9 protein-coding genes are annotated in these 21,201 nt (G+C 33.8%); 6 read left to right on the top strand and 3 right to left on the bottom strand.

Going from position 1 to position 21,201, the window contains the following annotated elements; all coding sequences use genetic code 11:
* Positions 1-484 precede the first annotated feature (484 nt).
* Entirely contained in the window at positions 485-2,416 is a 1,932-nt protein-coding gene (locus AC3DU7_RS04875) for a hypothetical protein (RefSeq protein WP_488038232.1), read from the top strand.
* 2,166 nt (positions 2,417-4,582) lie between these two features.
* On the opposite strand, the gene AC3DU7_RS04880 is transcribed toward AC3DU7_RS04875, so the two are convergent.
* Together AC3DU7_RS04880 and AC3DU7_RS04885 are read right to left on the bottom strand one after the other, a co-directional pair.
* Positions 4,583-5,353, bottom strand: coding sequence for an ABC transporter permease (locus AC3DU7_RS04880; RefSeq protein WP_488038233.1), 771 nt, complete (start codon positions 5,351-5,353; stop codon positions 4,583-4,585).
* A 414-nt stretch (positions 5,354-5,767) separates the two neighbouring features.
* The gene (locus tag AC3DU7_RS04885; protein ID WP_488038234.1) at positions 5,768-5,911 is read right to left on the bottom strand and encodes a hypothetical protein; all 144 of its coding nucleotides are present in this window, start codon (positions 5,909-5,911) and stop codon (positions 5,768-5,770) included.
* Positions 5,912-6,829: 918 nt separating this feature from the next.
* Between AC3DU7_RS04885 and AC3DU7_RS04890 the strand changes: the two genes are divergently transcribed.
* The 5 genes from AC3DU7_RS04890 (at position 6,830) to AC3DU7_RS04910 (ending at position 17,054) form a co-directional block, all read left to right on the top strand.
* Positions 6,830-7,981, top strand: coding sequence for a DegT/DnrJ/EryC1/StrS family aminotransferase (locus AC3DU7_RS04890; protein WP_488038235.1), 1,152 nt, complete (start codon positions 6,830-6,832; stop codon positions 7,979-7,981).
* Between the two features lie 1,300 nt (positions 7,982-9,281).
* Complete coding sequence (locus AC3DU7_RS04895) at positions 9,282-11,018, top strand: ABC1 kinase family protein (protein ID WP_488038236.1); 1,737 nt, start codon at positions 9,282-9,284, stop codon at positions 11,016-11,018.
* 1,086 nt (positions 11,019-12,104) lie between these two features.
* Positions 12,105-12,407, top strand: coding sequence for a hypothetical protein (locus tag AC3DU7_RS04900; RefSeq protein ID WP_488038237.1), 303 nt, complete (start codon positions 12,105-12,107; stop codon positions 12,405-12,407).
* A 69-nt stretch (positions 12,408-12,476) separates the two neighbouring features.
* Entirely contained in the window at positions 12,477-13,424 is a 948-nt protein-coding gene (locus AC3DU7_RS04905) for an NAD-dependent epimerase/dehydratase family protein (RefSeq protein WP_488038238.1), read from the top strand.
* A gap of 2,367 nt (positions 13,425-15,791) precedes the next feature.
* Positions 15,792-17,054 (top strand): bifunctional folylpolyglutamate synthase/dihydrofolate synthase, encoded by a 1,263-nt coding sequence (locus tag AC3DU7_RS04910; protein ID WP_488038239.1) that lies wholly within the window; start codon positions 15,792-15,794, stop codon positions 17,052-17,054.
* Here AC3DU7_RS04910 and AC3DU7_RS04915 read toward each other — a convergent pair.
* The gene (locus AC3DU7_RS04915) at positions 17,034-18,287 is read right to left on the bottom strand and encodes a response regulator (RefSeq protein ID WP_488038240.1); all 1,254 of its coding nucleotides are present in this window, start codon (positions 18,285-18,287) and stop codon (positions 17,034-17,036) included. The genes AC3DU7_RS04910 and AC3DU7_RS04915 overlap by 21 nt on opposite strands.
* Between the last annotated feature and the right edge of the window lie 2,914 nt (positions 18,288-21,201).

Consider the following 21,201-nt stretch of genomic DNA (forward strand, 5'->3'; position numbering starts at 1 on the left):
ATGCTGCTGAACCATTTAAAAAATATGGTGGACGTCTTTCTTCAAGCCAGGTCTGTTTTCAAGAAACCTATGGATAGTCAACGACTGGCCACGCGCGTGTTTTATGATTCCAAGTACTACCCTTGATGGTAAAGTATTATACCAGTTTGATAAATGTTTGCTACGAGTATCCGTTGCCTATTCCCTGTTACCTATAACTAGTGCCGCTACGCGGAAGTCAGAAGTCAGAAGTTAGAAGCGAGTGTGTAATTCTGAGGTCCCCTATGGGGCGCCTACTGTGCGGAAGTAATTCCGCACACAGCCCCTCCAGAATGTAAGACACACTTCATTACAGTCAGAAATATTGATTTGTAATTGTTCCCGCGATTTTGTAACTGGTCAGTTATTTCCGCCATTCTGCACTAGAGTTTTGTAACATTCTTTTTTCACGCTTGATATTAAATGCACCACTGAAAAGATAATAAAATTATTTATTAACTAGAAAATGAAAACAGCAATCAGAAATATTAATACTCAGATATTAGAGGATAATTTACAAAAAAGCTGGCAATCTTTGAGAAATTTCAATGATGCTTGTAAAATTCAATGTGACTTAAAAGCTGGAACATTATTAGTGATTTGTGAACATCCAGCAAATTTAGTGATAGATCGAGAGAAAACAATTTCTGAGTTAAAAGGTTTAGTTCAAAAACAACCACTAGAATCTATTGAGAAAGTAGGTATTTGTTTGAATACAATTGGTCATATATATCCTTATGCTTATCATTCATTTTTTACAAAGAGTAGGCAAGAAGAGTCTACATTAACTTTTCTACCGAGATGGGTAGATGGAGAGATGGGTGATGGAGTAAAAATCACACCAGAACTTTTAGATTCTTTAGATAATCCATTTGATTTAAAACATTTAGAACAGATATCTATTAGATTAGAATCTGAGCGAAATACTAATGTTGAGAAAGAGTATCTTTATGGAGATAATAGTCAAAATTCAGAGATTAAAATTACTTCAAAATTGCTGGATGATTTAGATAACCCTTTTGACGTGACAGGATTAGATATATCTCCTAAAAAATCAAGAAGAAAAGCAAAAAATTCTAATTATGTAGAGCAAAAATCAACTGTTAACTTAGGTACTTTCTCTAAAGTAGAATTTCTCAGTGCCACCTTAAGTTTAACAATTTTAATAGGCTGTTTTTATGCAATAACTCAACCCTGTGTTATTGGCAAATGTATGATTGTACCAACCGCAAGAGAGTTAAATCAGCAATCATTAGAAACAATTAAAAATTTTCAAAACTCTCTAGCTCCAAAGCAAGCAAAAGAAAAGTTAGAAAAAGCAGTTCAAGATTTAAACAAAATTCCATTTTGGTCAATACATTATCTAGAGTCACAACATTTAAAATCTACTTACAAAGCAGAAATCGAACATTTGGAAAATCTTCAAAAAGCTTTAGCAAAAGGACAAAAAGCAGCTCAAAATAGTAAAAGTTTGCCACTAAAAGTGGAAGACTGGATAGAAATTCAATCACTTTGGCAAAATGCAATTGTTTTACTAGAAAAAGTACCAGGAGATAGTAATGCTTATCCTTTTGCCAAAAATAAACTACAGCAATATCGTAAATATTTAGTGGCGATTAAAAGTAGGCTAACAACAGAAGAAGCAGCCGATAAAAAATTAATGGCTGCTAAAAAATCAGCTCAGTTAGCAAATACCAGAGAAGTAGTAGCTCAGTTTCCTGAAAGCTGGAAAAGTGTCTATTCAAGTTGGGAAGATGCCTTGGATCAAATATCTTCTATTCCACCACAAACAACTGCGTATTTAGAAGCTAAAAATTTACTTCCTCAGTATGAACAAAAACTTCAGTTAGCTGAGGAACGTAGAATTATAGAACAAATTGGTGAAGAATATTATAATCAAGCTATTAGTTATGCTAAACAAGCAGAAGTTTTTGAGAAAAAAGATAATTGGCAAGAAGCTATTAAGTATTGGCAAAATGCTCTAGATTCTGCTGAAGAAGTACCTACTACTTCTAGTTATTTTTCTAAAGCAAAACCTCTTATTAAATCTTATGAAACTATTTTCAAAATAGCACAAGCTAATCAGAGATTTTTAGATACTATAGCTAAAGCTCGTCAAGATTTAAGTAAAACTTGTAAAGGAACGCCAAAAATTTGTGAATATAGTGTTACGAAGGATTTAATTACCGTGCGCTTAACTTCTGACTATGTGGAGAAAATTAAGAAAACAGCTCAGGAGTTACAGGGTAATCAAGATGGAAAGAGTCTTACTCAACTAGAACAACATTTGAAAACTTTACAGATAGCTTTGAAGGCTATTAGTAATAATGCTAAGATTCCTTTAGAGGTTTATAATCCACAGGGTTTAAAAATTGCTGCTCATATTCCTAATAGTTGAAGTAATTTCAGTTATCAGTTAACAGTACCTCAGCGATCGCTCAAGTTGAAGTAGGGGAGTGAGGGACTAGGGGAATATTGCTAATTAACATCATATTTTTAGAGTGAGAATTTAGTTAAAATAAAAGTCTTAAATATAAGAAAACTGCTACTTTTTGAAAGTAAAAACAGGGTTTTATACTTCTAAAGCGATCGCTCAAGTTGAAGTAGGGGAGTGAGGGAGTAGGGGGTAGGGGGTAGGGGAATATTGGTAATTAACATCCTACTTTTAGAGTGAGAATTTGGCGTTGCTAAGTGGTAATGATTTTTAGATTAAGTATCAACGCAAAACATAAGTTTTTCATTTTACCTTCAGCTACTTACCATTAAATTTGAGCAACTGCTAGACAAGGATTTGGCCACGGATACACGGATGATTAATCTGCATTCTGTGAAGCTCCAAAAAAAGGCAAGGATTTTACCCTTGCATACCCAAAAAAATATGATGCTATAGCGCTGCGCGCAGGCAACAGGCAATAGGCAACAGGCAACAGGGGGAATAAAAAGCTTATCATATAAGACTTTTAGCTATTGGACACTTCCTGCAATTTGTAAATATGCCAGCGCACATTGCTATATGTGGTCGTTGAGTTATATTGGCCTATATATATGACTTTTTATTCAAGAAAAAAACAGCATTTCTTTACTGAACATATATAGAAGAGATACTCACACCATCAAAACAGAGAAAAATTATTATCCTGTGAAGCTCTACGAACAGAAGTATAGAAATGAGCGCTCAGGTATTTACAAGGCCCATCTCAAAGTGCAGTAAGCGAAAAGGTATACAAAAAATAATGTGTAAATATGCCAGCGCACATTGCTATAACGCTCGGAAAAATTTTCTACCATTAACACGATAAGGGATGAAACTTTTGGCAAAAGGTAAATCCCATGTTTTGTTTTTTATACTTCCTGTGTTTTAGAGCCTAAAATTCATGCCGTACTCTATGCAACGCCATATATTTACTCATGTAGAAGGGATGTAGCTACCGTACTTGCTCTGCGATCGCTATATTCACTTTTCAATCAAGTTGTCATCCTGTGAAGCTCCAAAAAACGGCAAGGTATTTCCCCTTGCATACCCAAAAAAATCGTGATAGTATGTAATCATTGGGCGCTACTAGCCCATATACATGACTTTTTATTCAACCAAGGAAAAACTTATATTTTGGGTTGATACTAAATCTAAAAATCATTACCACTCAGCAACGCTGAGAATTTAGTTAAGATAAAAGTCTTAGGGACTTCCAAATAAAAAATTATCCCATTAGCTATAAAACTAAGGGAGTAGGGAAGAAATTGAAAAAGTAAGAGAGTAGAGAGTAGCTAGTTAACGATCTAAGTACAAAAATTGGGATAATTTATTTTCTGCTATTCCCTTAAGTATCAGAAAAATGCTACTTTTTGAAAGTCGAAATAGAGTTCAGCATTTCTGAAGCGATCGCTCAATTGGATAATTCTTCTAATTTTCTCTTTTCAGCATAATAATATCCCACAAATATAAATTTATTTTCCGGAAAACAAGAAAAACTGCTGGTACATCAGTTGAAATTTCTTTATCTAGATTTTGTGGCGATGATGATGTAATTACCCCTATCTCCTTGAAAGACGAAGCTATCAGAAAACTGCTTAGAAAAAGAGCACAAAATTATTGAGATTTTGACGCTCAGAGAAATTAATATAAAAAGTATTTCAACCCTATCACTGCTAAAGAAATCCAAAGTGTCATAGAACCTTCGATTTGGGATAGTTACTATAAGTTTTGTTTTGAAATAAATCCTTTTGATAGAGCTATATATTTGTATTATTTTAGCTGTCGAAACAAATCTATTAGATTTAAAGACTGACTGAAAAATAACTATCTTAATTCATCAAAAAAGAACTGGAATTTTTATAAAATTAACGATAAAGTAGTAGTTGATTTTATTGGTAAGTATGAAAATATTCGCTCAGATTTATAGTCATTTCAGTTTAGATTGATACGAGAGTTTCTTGCTGTGAAAGAGTTTTATCTAAAAAAGTGTCTCATGCTTACGATTAGTGTGGGGAAAAATCATTAAAATCACTGGAATTAATGTCGCACAGATTTAGACTAATAACTGATAGCTAGTTAAATAATCAACCATTAAAAATTTTGCAATTGTGCATCCTGATTAAAAAATTGTCTACATAAACCATAGGTAATTAATAAACTTGTAATCAAATTTGCAAAGGCTAAAAGAAATATAATTAATATTTGATATGCCACAGCATCTAGAGGATTAATACCACTTAATAACTGACCAGTAACAATACCAGGAAGCGTAACTATTCCAACTACCATCATTAAATTTAAAGTAGGTATTAATGCAGCACAAACAGCATCTTTTCTATATTTAGCAACTGCCTGTTGAGAAGTAGCTCCTAAACTTAAATAGGTTTCAATTTCCACCGGACTAGAATTAATTGTACTGACAAGTCTTTCTCCAGCGATCGCTGCTGTATTCATGGCATTTCCTAATACTATTCCTACTAAGGGAATTAAATATTGAGGCTCATACCAAGTATCAGGTTGAATAACTAATAAATTTGAATAACTGATACTTAAAACTGTACTGGCTAAAATTGAACCCCAAACTAAAGGTAATAATCGAGGTATTTTTTTACTAATTCTATTCCTAGCAACAACAGAAGCAACTGTTAACATAACAGTAATCATAGCAACTACTAACCAAGGTTGTTTATTATCAAATACTATTTCTAATACATAGCCAACAAATATTAACTGTACAATAGTACGAATTGTCGCTATTAATAGTTGCCATTCTAACCCTAATTTTTGCCAAGCTGACAGACCAATAGCTATCACAATAAGTCCTAAAGCTATAGCTATATCTGTAATTGTTAATTGAATCATATTTTTGACTTAAGTTTGAATTTTATATAGCAATTCCCATACTGTATGAGGTACAAAGTTTTAGGTGTTAGGGAATAGGGAACAGGTAATAAAAAGACAAAAATATAACTGTACCTCACGACCTTGGAAAACACTATATTAGTTAGTAAAAATCATCATAAATCTCACCAAAAGTATTATACTTTCTAGTGAAATAGAATATCAAATCCGGTTTTCAAAACCATGTTTTTCAAATTCTTTTCTAACCCTTTTTCCTTCTGCTTTACCTCACGATCAACCTTACTTTCAAAACAGAATTTAGTATAAGTAATTTATATTAATCTATATTCTTTGAAATTTTAATTTATGGAGGATTTAACTCAGAATAATTCGTTCAAATGACTGATATGAGAATTATGGGGATTAATTTTAATATTAGTCAATAGCCTCACTAATATCATCATAATTCACACCAAGCTCAGGAGGATTGTCAAGACGTGACTTATGAGTATCAGATAGTACTTTCCAAACTAAACTACCAAAGCGATCGGCACATTTCTTTTGTATACTCTCAATCAACTTTTCTCCATAGTAATATTTGTCTTATTTCTAATACACATTCTCTTTTTTTCCAGTTTCTTTGTGATTACAGTTGAGCACAAAATATTTTGACATTGTATTCTCCTATTTTTTTCGTGTATTTTTTAACAAAAATTGGATTAATTATTGTTAGCGATTCCAAATTTTAGTTAAATTACCAATAATCAATAATTTTTTCAATCGTAAGCATTCAGCTATTAGCTGTCAGCTTTTCCTGCGGAATGCTGCGCAAACAGCAACAAGAGTCTCTCATATAGGACAGTTTTTAAATTAATTTAGATATTAAAGGCAAAGGAGCCAACTTTTGCAGTAATACCAAGCGTGATAAGTGTTTGTTACAAATAGTATAAGTAAGAAAGAAGAAGGATAAAATTTTGAAAAAAAGGTAAAAACGATATAAATAACTATTCTTTAATGAACGGAAACCACTATTTTTAAGCATATCTGATTGAGGGGGCACTTTTCATAGCATTCTTTTTTCACGCTTGGTATAAGACAATTAATAAAAGCTTTTATCCTAAACTAAAAATAATAGCTGATAGCTGATAGCTGACGGCTGAATGCTTACAACCAATCTTTCTATATATAGAAGTTTATTAAAGTAAAGTTAGTTATGTTACTACCAAAATTCATAAATTAAAAAAATTTCTATGAGCTGAATTTTCAAAAAAATCTATCTTTAGATTGTGGCAAGATTTGTATTTATGATTTTTATAAAAATTACTTTATGGGATTTTTTACTTTATTAGACCACAGTAGAAAACTTCCATCAAATCCCCCTACATATTTAGTCTGTCTTCCATCTATACTGAAAACCGCCATAACAGTAGCTCCTTTGCTTGGAGCAGTTTATCATATCAATAATTTTTACTAGCCTTTTAATTTCTTACTCTTAATATGACTAACATTCCTCCCCTAGATTTAACACAACAGTATAAATTGATCGCTGAAGAAATAAACACCAGAGTCCAGGAGGTACTCAGCTCTGGTCGTTATATTGGTGGCTCTATTGTTGATGAATTTGAACAAAGATTTGCTAACTATATAGATGTACCTCATTGTGTATCCTGTAACTCTGGCACTGATGCTCTATTTTTGGCTTTACGAGCTGTAAATATTGGGCCTGGTGATGAAGTAATTACTACTCCTTTCACTTTTTTCGCTACCGCTGAAGTAATAAGTGCTGTTGGAGCAACACCAGTTTTTATTGATATTGACCCTCAGACTTTTAACCTAGATATTGAACAACTCCAATCAGCCATAACTGAAAAAACAAAGGCTATTTTGCCAGTACATCTATTTGGTCAACCTGTAGATATGACCCGGTTGGTGGCGATCGCTCGTTCCCATAATTTAATAGTCATAGAAGACTGTGCCCAAGCTACAGGGGCTGAATGGTCAGGAAAAAAAGTAGGAAGTTTTGGCGATATCGGTTGTTTTAGTTTTTTTCCTACTAAAAATTTGGGAGCTTTTGGAGATGGAGGTGCTTTAACTACTAATAACTCCGCGATCGCTGCCCAAGTACGAATGCTTAAAAATCATGGACAGTCTGCTAAATATTTTTATGAACATATTGGTATTAATAGTCGCATGGACACCATACAAGCTGCAATTCTACAAGTTAAGTTGCGTTATCTAGATAGTTGGAACGAGCAACGTCGCGATCTAGCAGATCGTTACTTTGAATTTCTGAGTGGAATAAATGCTGTAGTTCCTCCTCAAGAGTTGGCTGGTAGTAGATGTGTTTGGAATCAATACACGATTAGGCTCAAAAGTCAAGAGTTAGAAGCTATAGTAAAGTCTCGTTTTTCTAATTCTCTGCGTAATTGGATTCGCGTTCAGTTACAAAATAAAGGAATAGGTTCAATGATTTACTATCCTACTCCTTTACATTTACAGCCTGTTTACAAATTTTTGGCATTCCGTCAGTTGCCAGTGGTAGAAGAGCTTTGTCATCAGGTTTTGTCCTTGCCTATGTTTCCTGAACTTTCTACTCAACAACAAGAACAAGTTATATTTGCTTTGAAGGATTTTTTACAAGAACTTTGATAGTTTTGACTTTAATATTTCTTTAAAATTTATTTTTTAAATTTGTAGTTTTGTATACTATACTTAATAAAAAGAAAAATAATTTAATTTAAGACAGCAGGGATAAATTTTTTTTATACCTTTTGAATCACTCAAAATCTGCCATTGATTAAGTAGAAAAAGGAGGTAATACACGACAATTAAGGATGAAAGAAAAATTTCAGATTGAGAAATATAGCTAAATACAGAAAAGTAACAATTGCCCGTTACTTAGAAACTGCTAATATCCTTGACTTATTTTTGTTGTGAAATACCAGCTCCTCTTTTCAAATGACTTAGGCAAAAGTCCTATATATAGTGAACAAAAACTATAGTGCCACACCATATATAGCGATTTGCTAGAGAAAAGCCAAGGTTATTTCAGTTATCAGTTATCAGTTATCAGTACCTAAGGCTGTTTGCGGAGCATGACAAAGGTCAAGCAAGAGGCTTGAAGTACGGAATTATTTTTTCTCTTGGTCTCATAGATATGGCGCAGGTTTCCTCGCCATCTCACCCTACGGGAAGCTCCGAAGATCGACCGCTGTCTTGGTCGATTGGATATGGCGAGGGGACCTCGCCATCCCTCGACCGCTTTTTATCCCCTTAAAAGGGGAGGCGCATACCCACGATTTTTCGGTAAAATACCAGCTCCTTTTTTCAGATGACTTACACAAAAACTCTATATATAGTCAAAAAAAACTATAGTGCCACACTATATATAGTGATTTGCTAGAGAAAAGCCAAGGTAAAATACCAGCTCCTTTTTTCAGATGACTTACACAAAAACTCTATATATAGTCAAAAAAAACTATAGTGCCACACTATATATAGTGATTTGCTAGAGAAAAGCCAAGGTGAAATACCACCTCCTTTTTTCAAATGACTTAGGCAAAAATCCTATATATAGTGAACAAAAACTATAGTGCCACACTATATATAGTGATTTGCTAGAGAAAAGCCAAGGTGAAATACCACCTCCTTTTTTCAAATGACTTAGGCAAAAACTCTATATATAGTGAACAAAAACTATAGTGCCACACTATATATAGCGATTTGCTAGAGAAAAGCCAAACAGACCTAAGTCATGTATAACTAGCTATCAGCTTTTAGCAGCTTTGTTTAAAATTCCCGACAACCACAAGCGATAGTTTAGGAGAAGTGGCGTATCCCCTTCTCGGATATTAAAAAAAATGAACAAAGCTGAGTGCTGAGTACTGACCAATTCTTTAACTCAACTCAATAAATAAAAAATATAAAATTTAAGAGGAAAATATTAAAAGTGGATGACAATCACTTTAATTCAACAAGAAGGTACGACCCAGAAGCGATCGCTAAGTATTACCGTTACCGCCCCTGGTTAGTAATTTGGAGATTTCTCGTTATAATCTTGTCTTTTGCTAGTTTTCTACTAGGAGTTTTATGGGATAAATGGCAATATGACAAAGTTGAAGATACTCCCGAACGAGCTACCCAACTGCGAAAAATCCTAACTCGTTTAGGACCAACATTTATTAAAGTAGGCCAGGCATTATCAACAAGACCAGATTTAATTCGTAAAGACTTTTTAGAAGAACTAACAAAACTACAAGACCAGTTACCACCTTTTGATAATCAGAAAGCCATCTCAATTATAGAAACAGAGCTAGGTCAAAACATCAACAACATATATAGCGAAATTTCTCCCAGACCAGTTGCTGCAGCTAGTCTGGGTCAAGTTTATCAGGCACGTCTTCGGAGTGGAGAAATAGTAGCGGTAAAAGTTCAACGACCAAACTTATTGCCTATTATTACTCTCGATTTATTCTTAATGCGGTGGGCAGCAAGTTGGTTAGCTCCCTGGTTACCTCTCAATCTTGGCCACGATTTATCTCTGATTGTAGATGAATTTGGCACAAAGCTATTTGAAGAGATTGACTATATCAATGAAGGGCGAAATGCAGAAAGATTTGCTACTTATTTTGCCGATGACCCAAGTGTGAAAGTACCATCAATATATTGGCGTTATACTACCATCCATGTTTTGACCTTGGAATGGATTGATGGTCTGAAATTATTAGATACCGAACAAATTAAAGCAGCAGGTCTTGATACTGATACTCTGATTACTGTAGGTGTTACTAGCGGTCTACGTCAGTTACTAGAGTTTGGCTTTTTTCATGCAGATCCTCATCCCGGTAACTTATTTGCCTTAAAAGATGGTCGGATGGCCTACATTGACTTTGGCATGATGGATCAATTGGAGCAAGATACTAAAGAAAATTTAGTTGATTCAGTTATTCATCTGATTAATAAGGATTATCAAGAGTTGGCTAAAGATTTTGTCAAACTTGGATTTTTGGCACCGGATGTGGATATTCAGCCAATTGTACCAGCTTTAGAAATAGTGCTGGGAAATATTATGGGTGAGAAAGTTAAGGATTTTAACTTTAAGACAATTACAGATAAGTTCTCGGAGTTGATGTTTGAATATCCATTCCGAGTTCCGGCTAAGTTTGCCTTAATTATTCGTTCTTTGGTAACTGAGGAAGGTTTAGCTCTTTCCCTAAATCCAAATTTCAGAATAGTTGATATTGCTTATCCTTATGTGGCAAGAAGGTTATTAAAAGGTGAGTCCCCAGCATTACGTCGTAGGTTAATTGAGGTATTGTTTAAAGATGGAAAGTTTCAGTGGCAAAGGTTAGAAAATTTGATTGGCATAGCTCAGACAGACCAAAATTTTGATATACTACCTACTGCTCAATTAGGTTTACAATATCTTCTGAGTGAAGAGGGTGAGTTTCTCCGAAAAAAATTGATATTAGCAATGGTAGAAGACGACCGAATTCACACTGAAGAAGTTAGTCGTTTGTGGGGTCTAATTCAAGATGATTTTCAACCAAGTCGTTTGTTTAATATTGCTCTAGGCGCTCTAGCTGAATTTTCTACACAGAGAGCTACTGCAATTTTACCTTCTGTAATGGCAATGACAAATTCTCAAATAAGGAGTCAGGAGTCAGGAGTCAAGGGTCAGAATTGAAGAGTTTATTTTGCAGATAAATCATCAGGAAAATGCAGGAATAAGTAGTCATAATCTTTCCCTAAAATATTCTGTAAATTTGTAATTCAATGACTCTGATACTTGAATTATTATTGCTCAAAAAGAGAATAAATGAATTAATTGATGTCTTGATATTACTAAATTACAGGTATAGCGCTACGCGCAAGTTAGAAGTCAAAATTCAAAAGTAATCTCTAGACTAACTTTTTCCTACAGAAATGCTTTCCTACGGGATGCTACGCAAACGCAAACAAGATTTAGTAGTTTCAAACACCTAAATCTGTAGTGCTATAAAAATTAATTGGTTAATTTTGGCAAAGTGAATTTATGACTAAAAATAAAACATTTTTTCTTGGATGAATTCTTCTGTATACTTTTTGCAAAAGTTTTAATTAAACAAATTAAAGGTATGAAATCAACAGTTTTATATCCCTATTCCCTGACTTCTGTAAGAAGTCTTTTCATTAATGGATAATTGATAATTACCTGTGGTTAAAACCTAGAGGATTAAATATCAGGAATATTGTCTTTTTTTTCCCTTATACCAAGCGTGATAAATGTTTGCGACAAATACTGGAACTGTTTCTAGTAGTCAATAGTAAGTAGTCAGCTAGATTGAGCTGTTATTATCATTTTTGACCCTGAAATAATTCTCCAAGTGCTAAATATACATCTGACTTTAACCATTTTTGTTGACCAAACTATTCGTAACATTCTTTTTTCACAATGGTATTAAAAGGGGTAGGCTTTAAACCAGGATTATTTAATTATTCATTATTCGGTAAAATCGACTTAGCATTACTTAAGCATAATGTTTGTAGGTTGGGTTGAGGAATGAGACCCAAAATAACCTGGTTAATCCAAGTTTTGTTCTTCCTTTAATAAAGCTTTACTATTAAATTCTACGCATTATTACAACATAAAAAACATAAGCTATGCGGAGCGCGAAAAAAGCTTAATTTAACCAACCTACTTGAGAAAATAAAAAGTATTAATTTAAGGAAGTATTTTTTTGTGTATAATCTCCCTCAACCTCCCTATTTTTTAATCGCAGTTGGTTTATTCATGAGTTTATCTTCAGGAATAGTATTTGCCAAATTAATTAAGCAACTGGTTCAAGATTGGTCAGCTCATCCTTCTACTTGTAATATAGTTAGTATTAGAGGATTAACATTACAACTTCCATACATAGGTATTGCTAGTGGTGCATTAATATTTTTATCCTCAAGTTTACAGTTATTTGGATTTACTAACTTGGTTGCTTATTCTATTTGTTTGCCTTTAACTGTCGCAACTGGAGTAGTTGTTTGGATTCAGTTTACTAAAATTTTAGATAAAATGGAACGGAGCATAACAGAAGAGAGTTAATTTTTTTCAACATCAGGATAAAATGACTCGCGCTTTCAGTAAAAAATAGCCACTTGAATATAGGAAAAAATGAGTAACATTATTGTAACAGGAGTAGGTGGGTTTATTGGGTCTCATTTAGCGGAAACTCTTTTAAATCAAGGAGAAAAAGTAATAGGCATCGATCAATTTAATGATTACTATGACCCTGTTTTGAAACGTCAGAATATTTCTCAATTTAAAGACAATTCCGCTTTCCAACTAATAGAAAATGATATTCAATCTTTAAATTGGTCAGAATTATTAGCAGATGTAGATATAGTTTATCATCAAGCGGCCCAAGCAGGTGTTCGTGCTAGTTGGGGTGAAGGTTTTCGTGCTTATACAGAACGTAATATTAATGCTACTCAAATAATTTTAGAAGCGGCTAAAGATGCTCCTAATTTGAAAAGATTGGTTTATGCTTCTACTTCTTCTGTATATGGTAATGCTGAAACTTTTCCCACTCCTGAGACTATTTGTCCTCAACCAGTCTCTCCTTATGGAATTACTAAGTTAGCCGCAGAACGATTAGGTAAGTTATATCATCAGAATTTTGGCGTACCCTGTGTATATTTACGCTACTTTACAGTATACGGTCCCCGGCAACGACCTGATATGGCCTTTCATAAATTCTTTAAATGGATTTTGCAAGATGAAGCAATTTCTATTTATGGAGATGGTCAGCAAACTAGGGATTTTACTTTTGTTAGTGATGCAGTGGCAGCTAACTTATTAGCAGGTAAAGTACCAGAAGCAGTGGGTGAAGTATTTAATATTGGCGGGGGTAGTCGGGTTGTATTAGCAGAAGTTATTAATATGATGGAGGAAATAGTCGGACGTCCTATTAAGAAAAATTTTGTGGAAAAAGCCAGGGGAGATGCTCGTCACACCAGTGCTGATGTTTCTAAGGCACAGAAAATTTTGAGTTATCAACCTCAAGTTTCTTTAAAAGAGGGGTTACAAAGAGAATGGGAATGGGTAAAGTCTCTCTATTAGTTAGATTTGTTTGGCAAATAAGATTGTTTTTTGTTAGTGCTAAAAAGTAGTTATTTTTGGCATTTACTTGATATTTTGTTTCACAGAAATGTACAAACTACTATAGCAATCAGGAATAAGTTGTGAGAATTGAGGTGTTCCTTAAAAGTGTAGAATATAGCAATTATTATATTCATATGATACGTTTTTTTTCTCTTCCCTGTTCCCTGTTCCCTGTTCCCTGTTCCCTAAAAATTTCCAATATCTCACAACTCAAATCATATTGCTATATGATGAGCATTTTTGGGAATTAAAGCAAAAAAAGTAGCTATAGCAATCCTAAATAGTTTGTGAAAAATCAAAAATGTAGATAAAAAAACTGAAACTCTCTCCTGTTGCCTGTTGCCTTTTACCTAAAAGCAGTAAGATTTTTATACACAAATAAAATAGTATTGCTATATAAAAGTTATAGCTTATATAAGTTAAAATAAAAAACAGCTTGGGTGATGGATAAAAAAACTTTTCCTACCCAAAAACAAATAGGCTTGAGTCGGATCAAAACCTCATTAACTTCAAGGTTATTTGATTAAAAAATAACTGGAAAAATATAATCGTTCATTAGTTAAATTAGATATCTGTTTCACCCTCTGAGAATAGAAAACGTGAATAGATTGAAAGTATTGAAATATCCATCTTAGAGTCGGTCTATCTGTCAGGCGACCTAACTGATTTTTGCCCCCTGTTTTTATCATTTTTAAGGTTTACTGAAGTTATCATTGTCTCAAGGTATAAACTAATAAACATAAACCCATAATTAATCCCAAAGCTTCAATTCGTTTTGGGGATTTTAAGAAATATTCTATCAGTTAAAAACATCAGGTCTTGAAGGAAGCTAAAGCCTTGTTGTACTGACTGTTGCTCTTTGTATTTATAGCGCTGTGCGCAGGCAATAGGCAGTAGGCAATAGGCAGTAGGGGGGATAAAAAGCTTATTATATAAAACTTTTAGTTATTGGACAGTTCCTGAAATTTGTAAAGCAAGCCAGCGCACATTGCTATACTGACATTTTTCTTTTTTTATTTCTTCTCAACTTTCGGAGTAATTTTTACATAAAAAAAACTCTCATACCTTTTTCTTGGCATATCTCCATATTTTTACTTAATTTTTTTGTTTTTTTTTGACATCAGTATTAATATTTAATTAGGGTTTGCGCTTCACTAGTCTTTTTGCTCTTTGTAGGGAGTAGGGAGTAGTTAGGACGTAGAAGCAATAGTAATTACAGAGTCAGTAGCCAAAACAATGGTAACAGTGATTTTTCGGCTTTTACTTCCCAAAAATCCTCACTTTTTTAAACATTACTTGTGAAAAGCTCATACTTTTTTCAGACATAATTTGCCTCAAACCAATATCAGTCAATACTTTGCTATTTAATCAGCAAACCCTAATTAATCCCTTTACCTTTCTTATTCTATTCGTGTACTGCATTTTGAATGCGGAATGTGGGTTAAAAGGGGAGACTTTAAACCACAATTTTTCGGTAAGAGGAAAGAGAAAATAGTAAGGAAAACTTAAAAGTCTGAAAAAACTTAAATTTTCTCTAGATATTCACTCTTGGGTTCACACAAACAATAAAGTACAAATATAAGTCAATATGATTATCTCAATAGGGTTTGCTGATTAAATATCAAAGTTTTTACTGATATTGGTTTTAGCCTTTTTAGAACGTGAAAAAGTACTTGATTTTCGCCTTATAAGGCTCAAAAAGTGAGTATTTTGGCGTATAGTGGGGCAGAGTTGGCAAAGGATAATTTTTCCTCCTACCTCCTCTACAACTCCCCCCAACTCTTGACTCTTAGCTACTCCCTACTCCCTACTCCCTACTCCCTGCCGAGCGCAAAAAGACTTCCATAAGCAAACCCTAAATAGAGTCGTATAGTTGTTTTAAATAAAAATGAGACACTTTTTCAGATGAAACCGTTTCACAGCAATAAATTGTCGTCTCAACCTAAACTAAAATGACTATAAAAATGTCAAAATGTGTTTCATCTGAAATTACATCAGCTTTTATGTTAGTAGACTACTTAAGAAGTATTCTATGGAATATCCCTACAAAAGATATATTTTTTGCTGTGTATTATATGCCCTAATTATTGTAGGTTTATATTAAATAAATTATGCCAAAACATTACATATATTAAACTAAAACTATAGTGCCACAGTATATAGTATTTATAGCCTACAGCAATTTTGAGGAAGCATGAGGTATAGTTGTAAAACTCTTCTTATATTTCCTTTTCCCTGTTCCCTAGAGCAATAAAACTTTGTACCTCCAAGACTCGAAAACTGCTGTAAAAAAACATAAGTCCCGAACAACCAAAAATTAAAACTGTGAACTCAATAGACTCTTTCCTGAAACGCTTTGAACATTTTGGCGTTGAGCTTGGTCTGGAACGCATCTACCAACTTTTAGATAACTTAGGAAACCCCCATCAACAAGTACCCATTATTCATGTCGCTGGGACAAATGGTAAAGGCTCTGTGTGTGCTTACCTATCTTCGATCCTCACAGCAGCAGGATATAAAGTTGGACGTTACACTTCACCCCATCTAGTAGACTGGACAGAACGTATTTGCCTTAACGAACAACAAATCTCTCTTACTCAACTAGAAGAGTTATTAAAAGAAGTAGAAGCGGCAATTAATCCAGAAAAAGTTTCACCTACTCAGTTTGAAGTTATTACTGCAGCAGCTTGGTTGTATTTTGCCCAACAAGAAGTAGATGTAGCAGTTGTAGAAGTAGGGTTAGGAGGAAGACTAGATGCCACAAATGTTTGTCAGCAACCAATGGTAACTGTTATTACTTCAATTAGTTGGGAACATTGGCAAAGGTTAGGTCCAACTTTGGCTGATATTGCTGGTGAAAAAGCAGGTATTCTTAAACCACAATGTCCTGCAATAATTGGAAAATTACCACCAGAAGCTGAAAAAGTAGTACAAAAGCGGGTTAATGACTTAGAGTGTCCCGTGGTTTGGGTAACACCTGCTAAATTATTAGATGGGAGTAGAGGAAAAGATTCTTTGCCAATGGCTAATTATCAAGGTCTTGAATATCCACTCCCATTACTTGGAGATGTACAGTTAATCAATTCAGCGATCGCTATTGCGACAATTCACATCCTAGAAAAACAGGGTTGGCAGATTTTTCCCGCAGCAATTCAAGAGGGGATGGCTAATACTAAATGGCCCGGGCGTTTGCAATGGATAAAATGGCAAGACCGTAAATTATTGATTGATGGTGCTCATAATACTGCTGCTGCCCAGGTATTGGGGAGATATGTCATGACACTGAGTTACCCATCTGTTAGTTGGGTTATGGGTATGCTTTCAACTAAGGAACATTCAGAAATTTTTCGTGCCCTGATTAGACCAGGCGATCGCTTGTACCTAGTTCCTGTCCCAGACCATAGTTCAGCTGATACGGGCCAGCTTACTACTATAGCTAACGATATTTGCACAAAGTTAGCATCTTGTCAAGCTTACCCCAATTTAACAACCGCGATGGAAGAGGCTGTGACTGAAAGTGAAAATCCGATCGTTTTATGTGGTTCTCTATATTTATTAGGACATTTTCTAGCAATTAGCAGGAACTAAAGACCCTACGACTGAAATTTCTGTTTGTGTGTTTGCTAAATACAGGTATTTATGAATAATTGCATCAATTTTTTCTAAGTTTACTGGTTTATTTATAAATTCAGAACACCCTACAAACTGAGCGCGAACTCGATCTACGACACCACCTCTTCCAGTGAGAATTACTATAGGAGTATTTTTTAAATGACGTATTCTACGAAGTTGGCTGCAAATTTCATAGCCATTAGCAATAGGCATTTCTATGTCTAAAAATATTAAATCTGGTTTTATTTTTATGAGAGTAGACACAGCCAATGAAGACTTTTGAATGCCTATAAATTGATAGCCTTTTTTTGTTATGATTTTTTCCATAACTTGATTAACTATGGAGCAGTCATCAATACAAACTACTAATTTTTCCTGGCTCTTGATAGTAGTTTCTGGCAGTTGTGATTTTTTTGTTTGAATCTCTTTTTCTTGCCTGTTTAGTGCATCAACTTTCACTACAGATAATGCAGGTATATCGGGTACATCAGTTAATTGAATTATTTCTTGATTCACATAATTCATAAATATTTTAGTTAATTTTAATAAATCCCGATCTAAGTAAAAAGCTAAATCTCGCAGTGTTAGTTTTTTACTAATTAAAATCTGCAATTTCTGGTATGTCAAAGCTGATGTATATTGTTGTAATAGTTCGGGTTTATTCAGTACAGGAGCTAAGTTGGGAGAATACTTGTGTAAATTTGCCTCGCACCAAGCTTGCCATATTGGTTTAACTTTTTCAAAAGCTTCATAGATACTCAAACGAAAAATTGGTTGTTTCATTTCCGCTTGTAGATGACAAGTGAGAGAGGTAATTTTTAAAGTATCTAAATGATCTTGCTGAATTAAATCAAACAATACTTCTATCAAGGTATTTTTAATTACATATATAGCTTGTGAAAGTGATATTTTTTCTTGTTTAAGTAGATTATTAAGTATGTAATATTGCCAGCTTTCACAAACATTGTATGTATATAAACTAAGAGTTCCCAAGGAAATGTGGGGGCAACATTTAGTGAAATTTCTGCGCCATCTTCGCCAGGAGTTACTACCACCTGTCGCCCAAATTATACAACCCCTATAAAAATATAATTGCCATAATTGTCCATCCGTATTTTGAAGTTCTACCTTACCACTAAATTGTTTAGGTATTAAACGGATTAAATGTTTAAAAAATCTAGCTGTAGTTGGTTTTGTTGTTATAGTCATTGTTAAATACTCCATCTATGCAGTCCTGAGTTCTGTATTCTTGAGTTTTCTAAATGTTATAGTAATTTCATTTGAGTTGCTTCAAAAACATGGTTGCTTTTATTTCAGTTATCAGTTAACAGTTATCAGTTAACAGTTAACCCCATAAGGTTGTAGCTTCGGACTTCAGTACCTCTTGCAATAAGAAGGCTTGAGTCAGGAATATTCTCTTTCTCCTAGTCTCATAGATATGGCGCAGGTTTCCTCACCATCCCACCTTACGAGAAGCTCTAAAGAAGGACTGCTCTCTTGGTCTTATTTATATGGCGAGAAGACCTGCTCTTGACAGAGCCACTCCGCTTTACATGTTGCGGAGCAAAACGCCATCCCACTCTAAGGGAAGCTTTGAAGATCGACCGCTTCTTATCCCCTCAAAAGGGGAGGCTTTAGGCCACAATTTTTCGGTAAGAAGGTTTGCCGGACTTTTTACCACTAAGTAGGTGAGTACAAAAAAGCTTGACTATATTAAGTTTTGCAAATTAACTCCCAGTTCTAACCTACAGTTGATTTGAGTCTAATTTGCATTTTGTTACATAGTGACAAATTTTAACGGCAACCTACTTAGCTGAAGAGTACAAAGTTCTTCCCAAGAACAATTTACGTTTAAGGCTGAAGGTATGACTGTAAAAGCCTTACAGTACTTACAGCTCTCAATAAAGAGTTTCTAACCTTTAAATGGCTGAAAGCCTTAGCTAGCAATAGTTATTTCAAAAACTTTGCACTGTCTAGTACTTAGGGCTTGCCGATCTAATCTAAAAGCATTGACAAATAAACACTTTAGCCTTTTTGGAGTCAGAAAAAGTGCCTGGTTTTCAGCTCTTCATGCTCAAAAAGGAGCGTATTTTAGATTCATCGTTGGACAGAAAAATCATTCTTACAATTCTTACTCCTACCTCCTGGCTCATTCCAATTTCTCCTGTCTCCTAACTAAAAGACTTTATTCAGCAAATTCTATTTGGTAGATAATCAACTCTTGTTTGACATCTCAAATGAAAACGCTATGGAAGAGTTTTAATATCCATAATTTCACTTACAGCAGTTTTGGAGTTAATGAGGTACAAAGTTTTACGAGTTTAAGAAATAGGTAATATATGAGAGATTAGTATTAAACTGTACTTCACCCATCCTCAAAAATACTGTAAATTGATGAGAAATTCATCAGAATTTCTCAAAATCTTTGTAGCTATTTCCCAGGTAAAATCAAATAACTATCAATTTCATTTCATTGTACTGAGAAAGTCGATTATTATCTTCTGTTTTTTTACTGATAATTTTGACTAATTTTTATTAAATTTTGATGTCATCCCTGATGTAAAAACTGGTAAAATTCTTTCAAGTTTAGATTTAAATGTTATTTATTGCAATGAATACACAAGTAAAATAGCATTTCTTCTTTTTATGTTTATGGCTTTATGTTGAAGTTTAGTTGATTGGCTTAATTAATTAATAAAAACTCTATACGAACAGAATAATATAATTAATATCCCGATTCAGCTAACCGTTTAAAAATAGATTTATTACAAAAATCACCAGTAGAAGATAGAAAAGAGAAGTAGAAGAAGCAAAAGGTAATAAAGACTTAGTATTTAATTTTGCAGAAAATAAAATATATTTATAGAGCTTTCGGTCCAGAATGCTTGCGTAAACGCACAGGCAACAGGTAATAGAGGGAATCAAAAGCTGATAATATAATACAGAATTAGGTCGCATAATACAGTGGTTTCTTTTGCTATGAGGTATAAGTCCAATCTTCTTAGTTTTTTACTTCTGAACTTCTGCCTCATTTTAAGGTGTACCTCATTACATCGAAAAGTGCTGTATATCTTTATAATTCTACAATTACTTCAATATTCAATCTCACTTAACTCCCAACTAAGTATGTAGGCGTTAAAATTTGTAGCTTAGATGAAGGCAGGAGGCAGAGGGCAGAAGTCTCAGAGCTACTTTAACTTTTTGTTACAAACTTAGTTTTTTTCATGCCTACCTACTTAGGGTTTGCTGAATAAATACCTTAGCAACAGCTTTGCGTAAGCAAAAGCATTGACTGATATTGGTTGTAGCATTTTTTTGTCTCCAAAAGTGCCAGCTTTTCGGTGGAAAAAGCTCATGCATGCTAGTATTTTGGGAGGCAACGACGGAAAAATTGGGGGACAATTATTCCAGTTACATATTCTGTAATCCACCATTTCTCCTGACTATTGACTACTGACTACTGACTACTACGAAGAGCAAAAAGACTTTTTCAGCAAGCCCTACTTATGTAATAAGTATTCAACCGAATTTAAGAAATAGAACATGGTAAATTCTGGGCACTATGTATCAAGTTGTAAATTAGCTCAAAAGTTTATGTTCATTGCCTTGAGTTTTTTTTTGATGACAAATGCAACATCTTTTTTCTAGCTTGCCTTACTTAAAATTTTTTAGATATTAGGCAGTTACTGCAATTTGTAAATATACGAGCAAGCACTGCTATAAATAAGAAAACAGAGCTAGAGTTGCTTAATTATTTCTCGAATATTCAAAATTTTTTTCGATAAAGAATTTATTACCTAACAGTTCATTAAAAAAATAAATGCTATATTAACTGCTCAACTAAACTTATTCAAACTTACTCAAAGGTCTGAAAGCTTAGTTGATCATAGCAGTTCAACCACTACAGCGTTAAATAGGAAAACCTTTATTCTTTGGTCAAAAAGATTAGTAATTACTTTTCCCATAATATTAAATACTCATTCACATCAGAATTTAATAACTTATTATCTCCTGTTTTATACAATCTTCTGGCTATTCTTTTTCCTTTAAATATCGGTTTTGACTCACCATATATAGCAATGTGCGCTGGCATATTTACAAATTTCAGGAGGTGTCCAATAGC

The sequence above is a fragment of the Okeania sp. genome, from assembly GCF_983059655.1.

Excerpts from the sequence above, each read along its gene's own strand:
- AC3DU7_RS04875 (WP_488038232.1), top strand. The coding sequence starts at position 485 with ATGAAAACAGCAATCAGAAATATTAATACTCAGATATTAGAGGATAAT.
- AC3DU7_RS04880 (WP_488038233.1), bottom strand. The coding sequence starts at position 5,353 with ATGATTCAATTAACAATTACAGATATAGCTATAGCTTTAGGACTTATT.
- AC3DU7_RS04890 (WP_488038235.1), top strand. The coding sequence starts at position 6,830 with ATGACTAACATTCCTCCCCTAGATTTAACACAACAGTATAAATTGATC.
- AC3DU7_RS04900 (WP_488038237.1), top strand. The coding sequence starts at position 12,105 with ATGAGTTTATCTTCAGGAATAGTATTTGCCAAATTAATTAAGCAACTG.
- AC3DU7_RS04905 (WP_488038238.1), top strand. The coding sequence starts at position 12,477 with ATGAGTAACATTATTGTAACAGGAGTAGGTGGGTTTATTGGGTCTCAT.
- AC3DU7_RS04915 (WP_488038240.1), bottom strand. The coding sequence starts at position 18,287 with ATGACTATAACAACAAAACCAACTACAGCTAGATTTTTTAAACATTTA.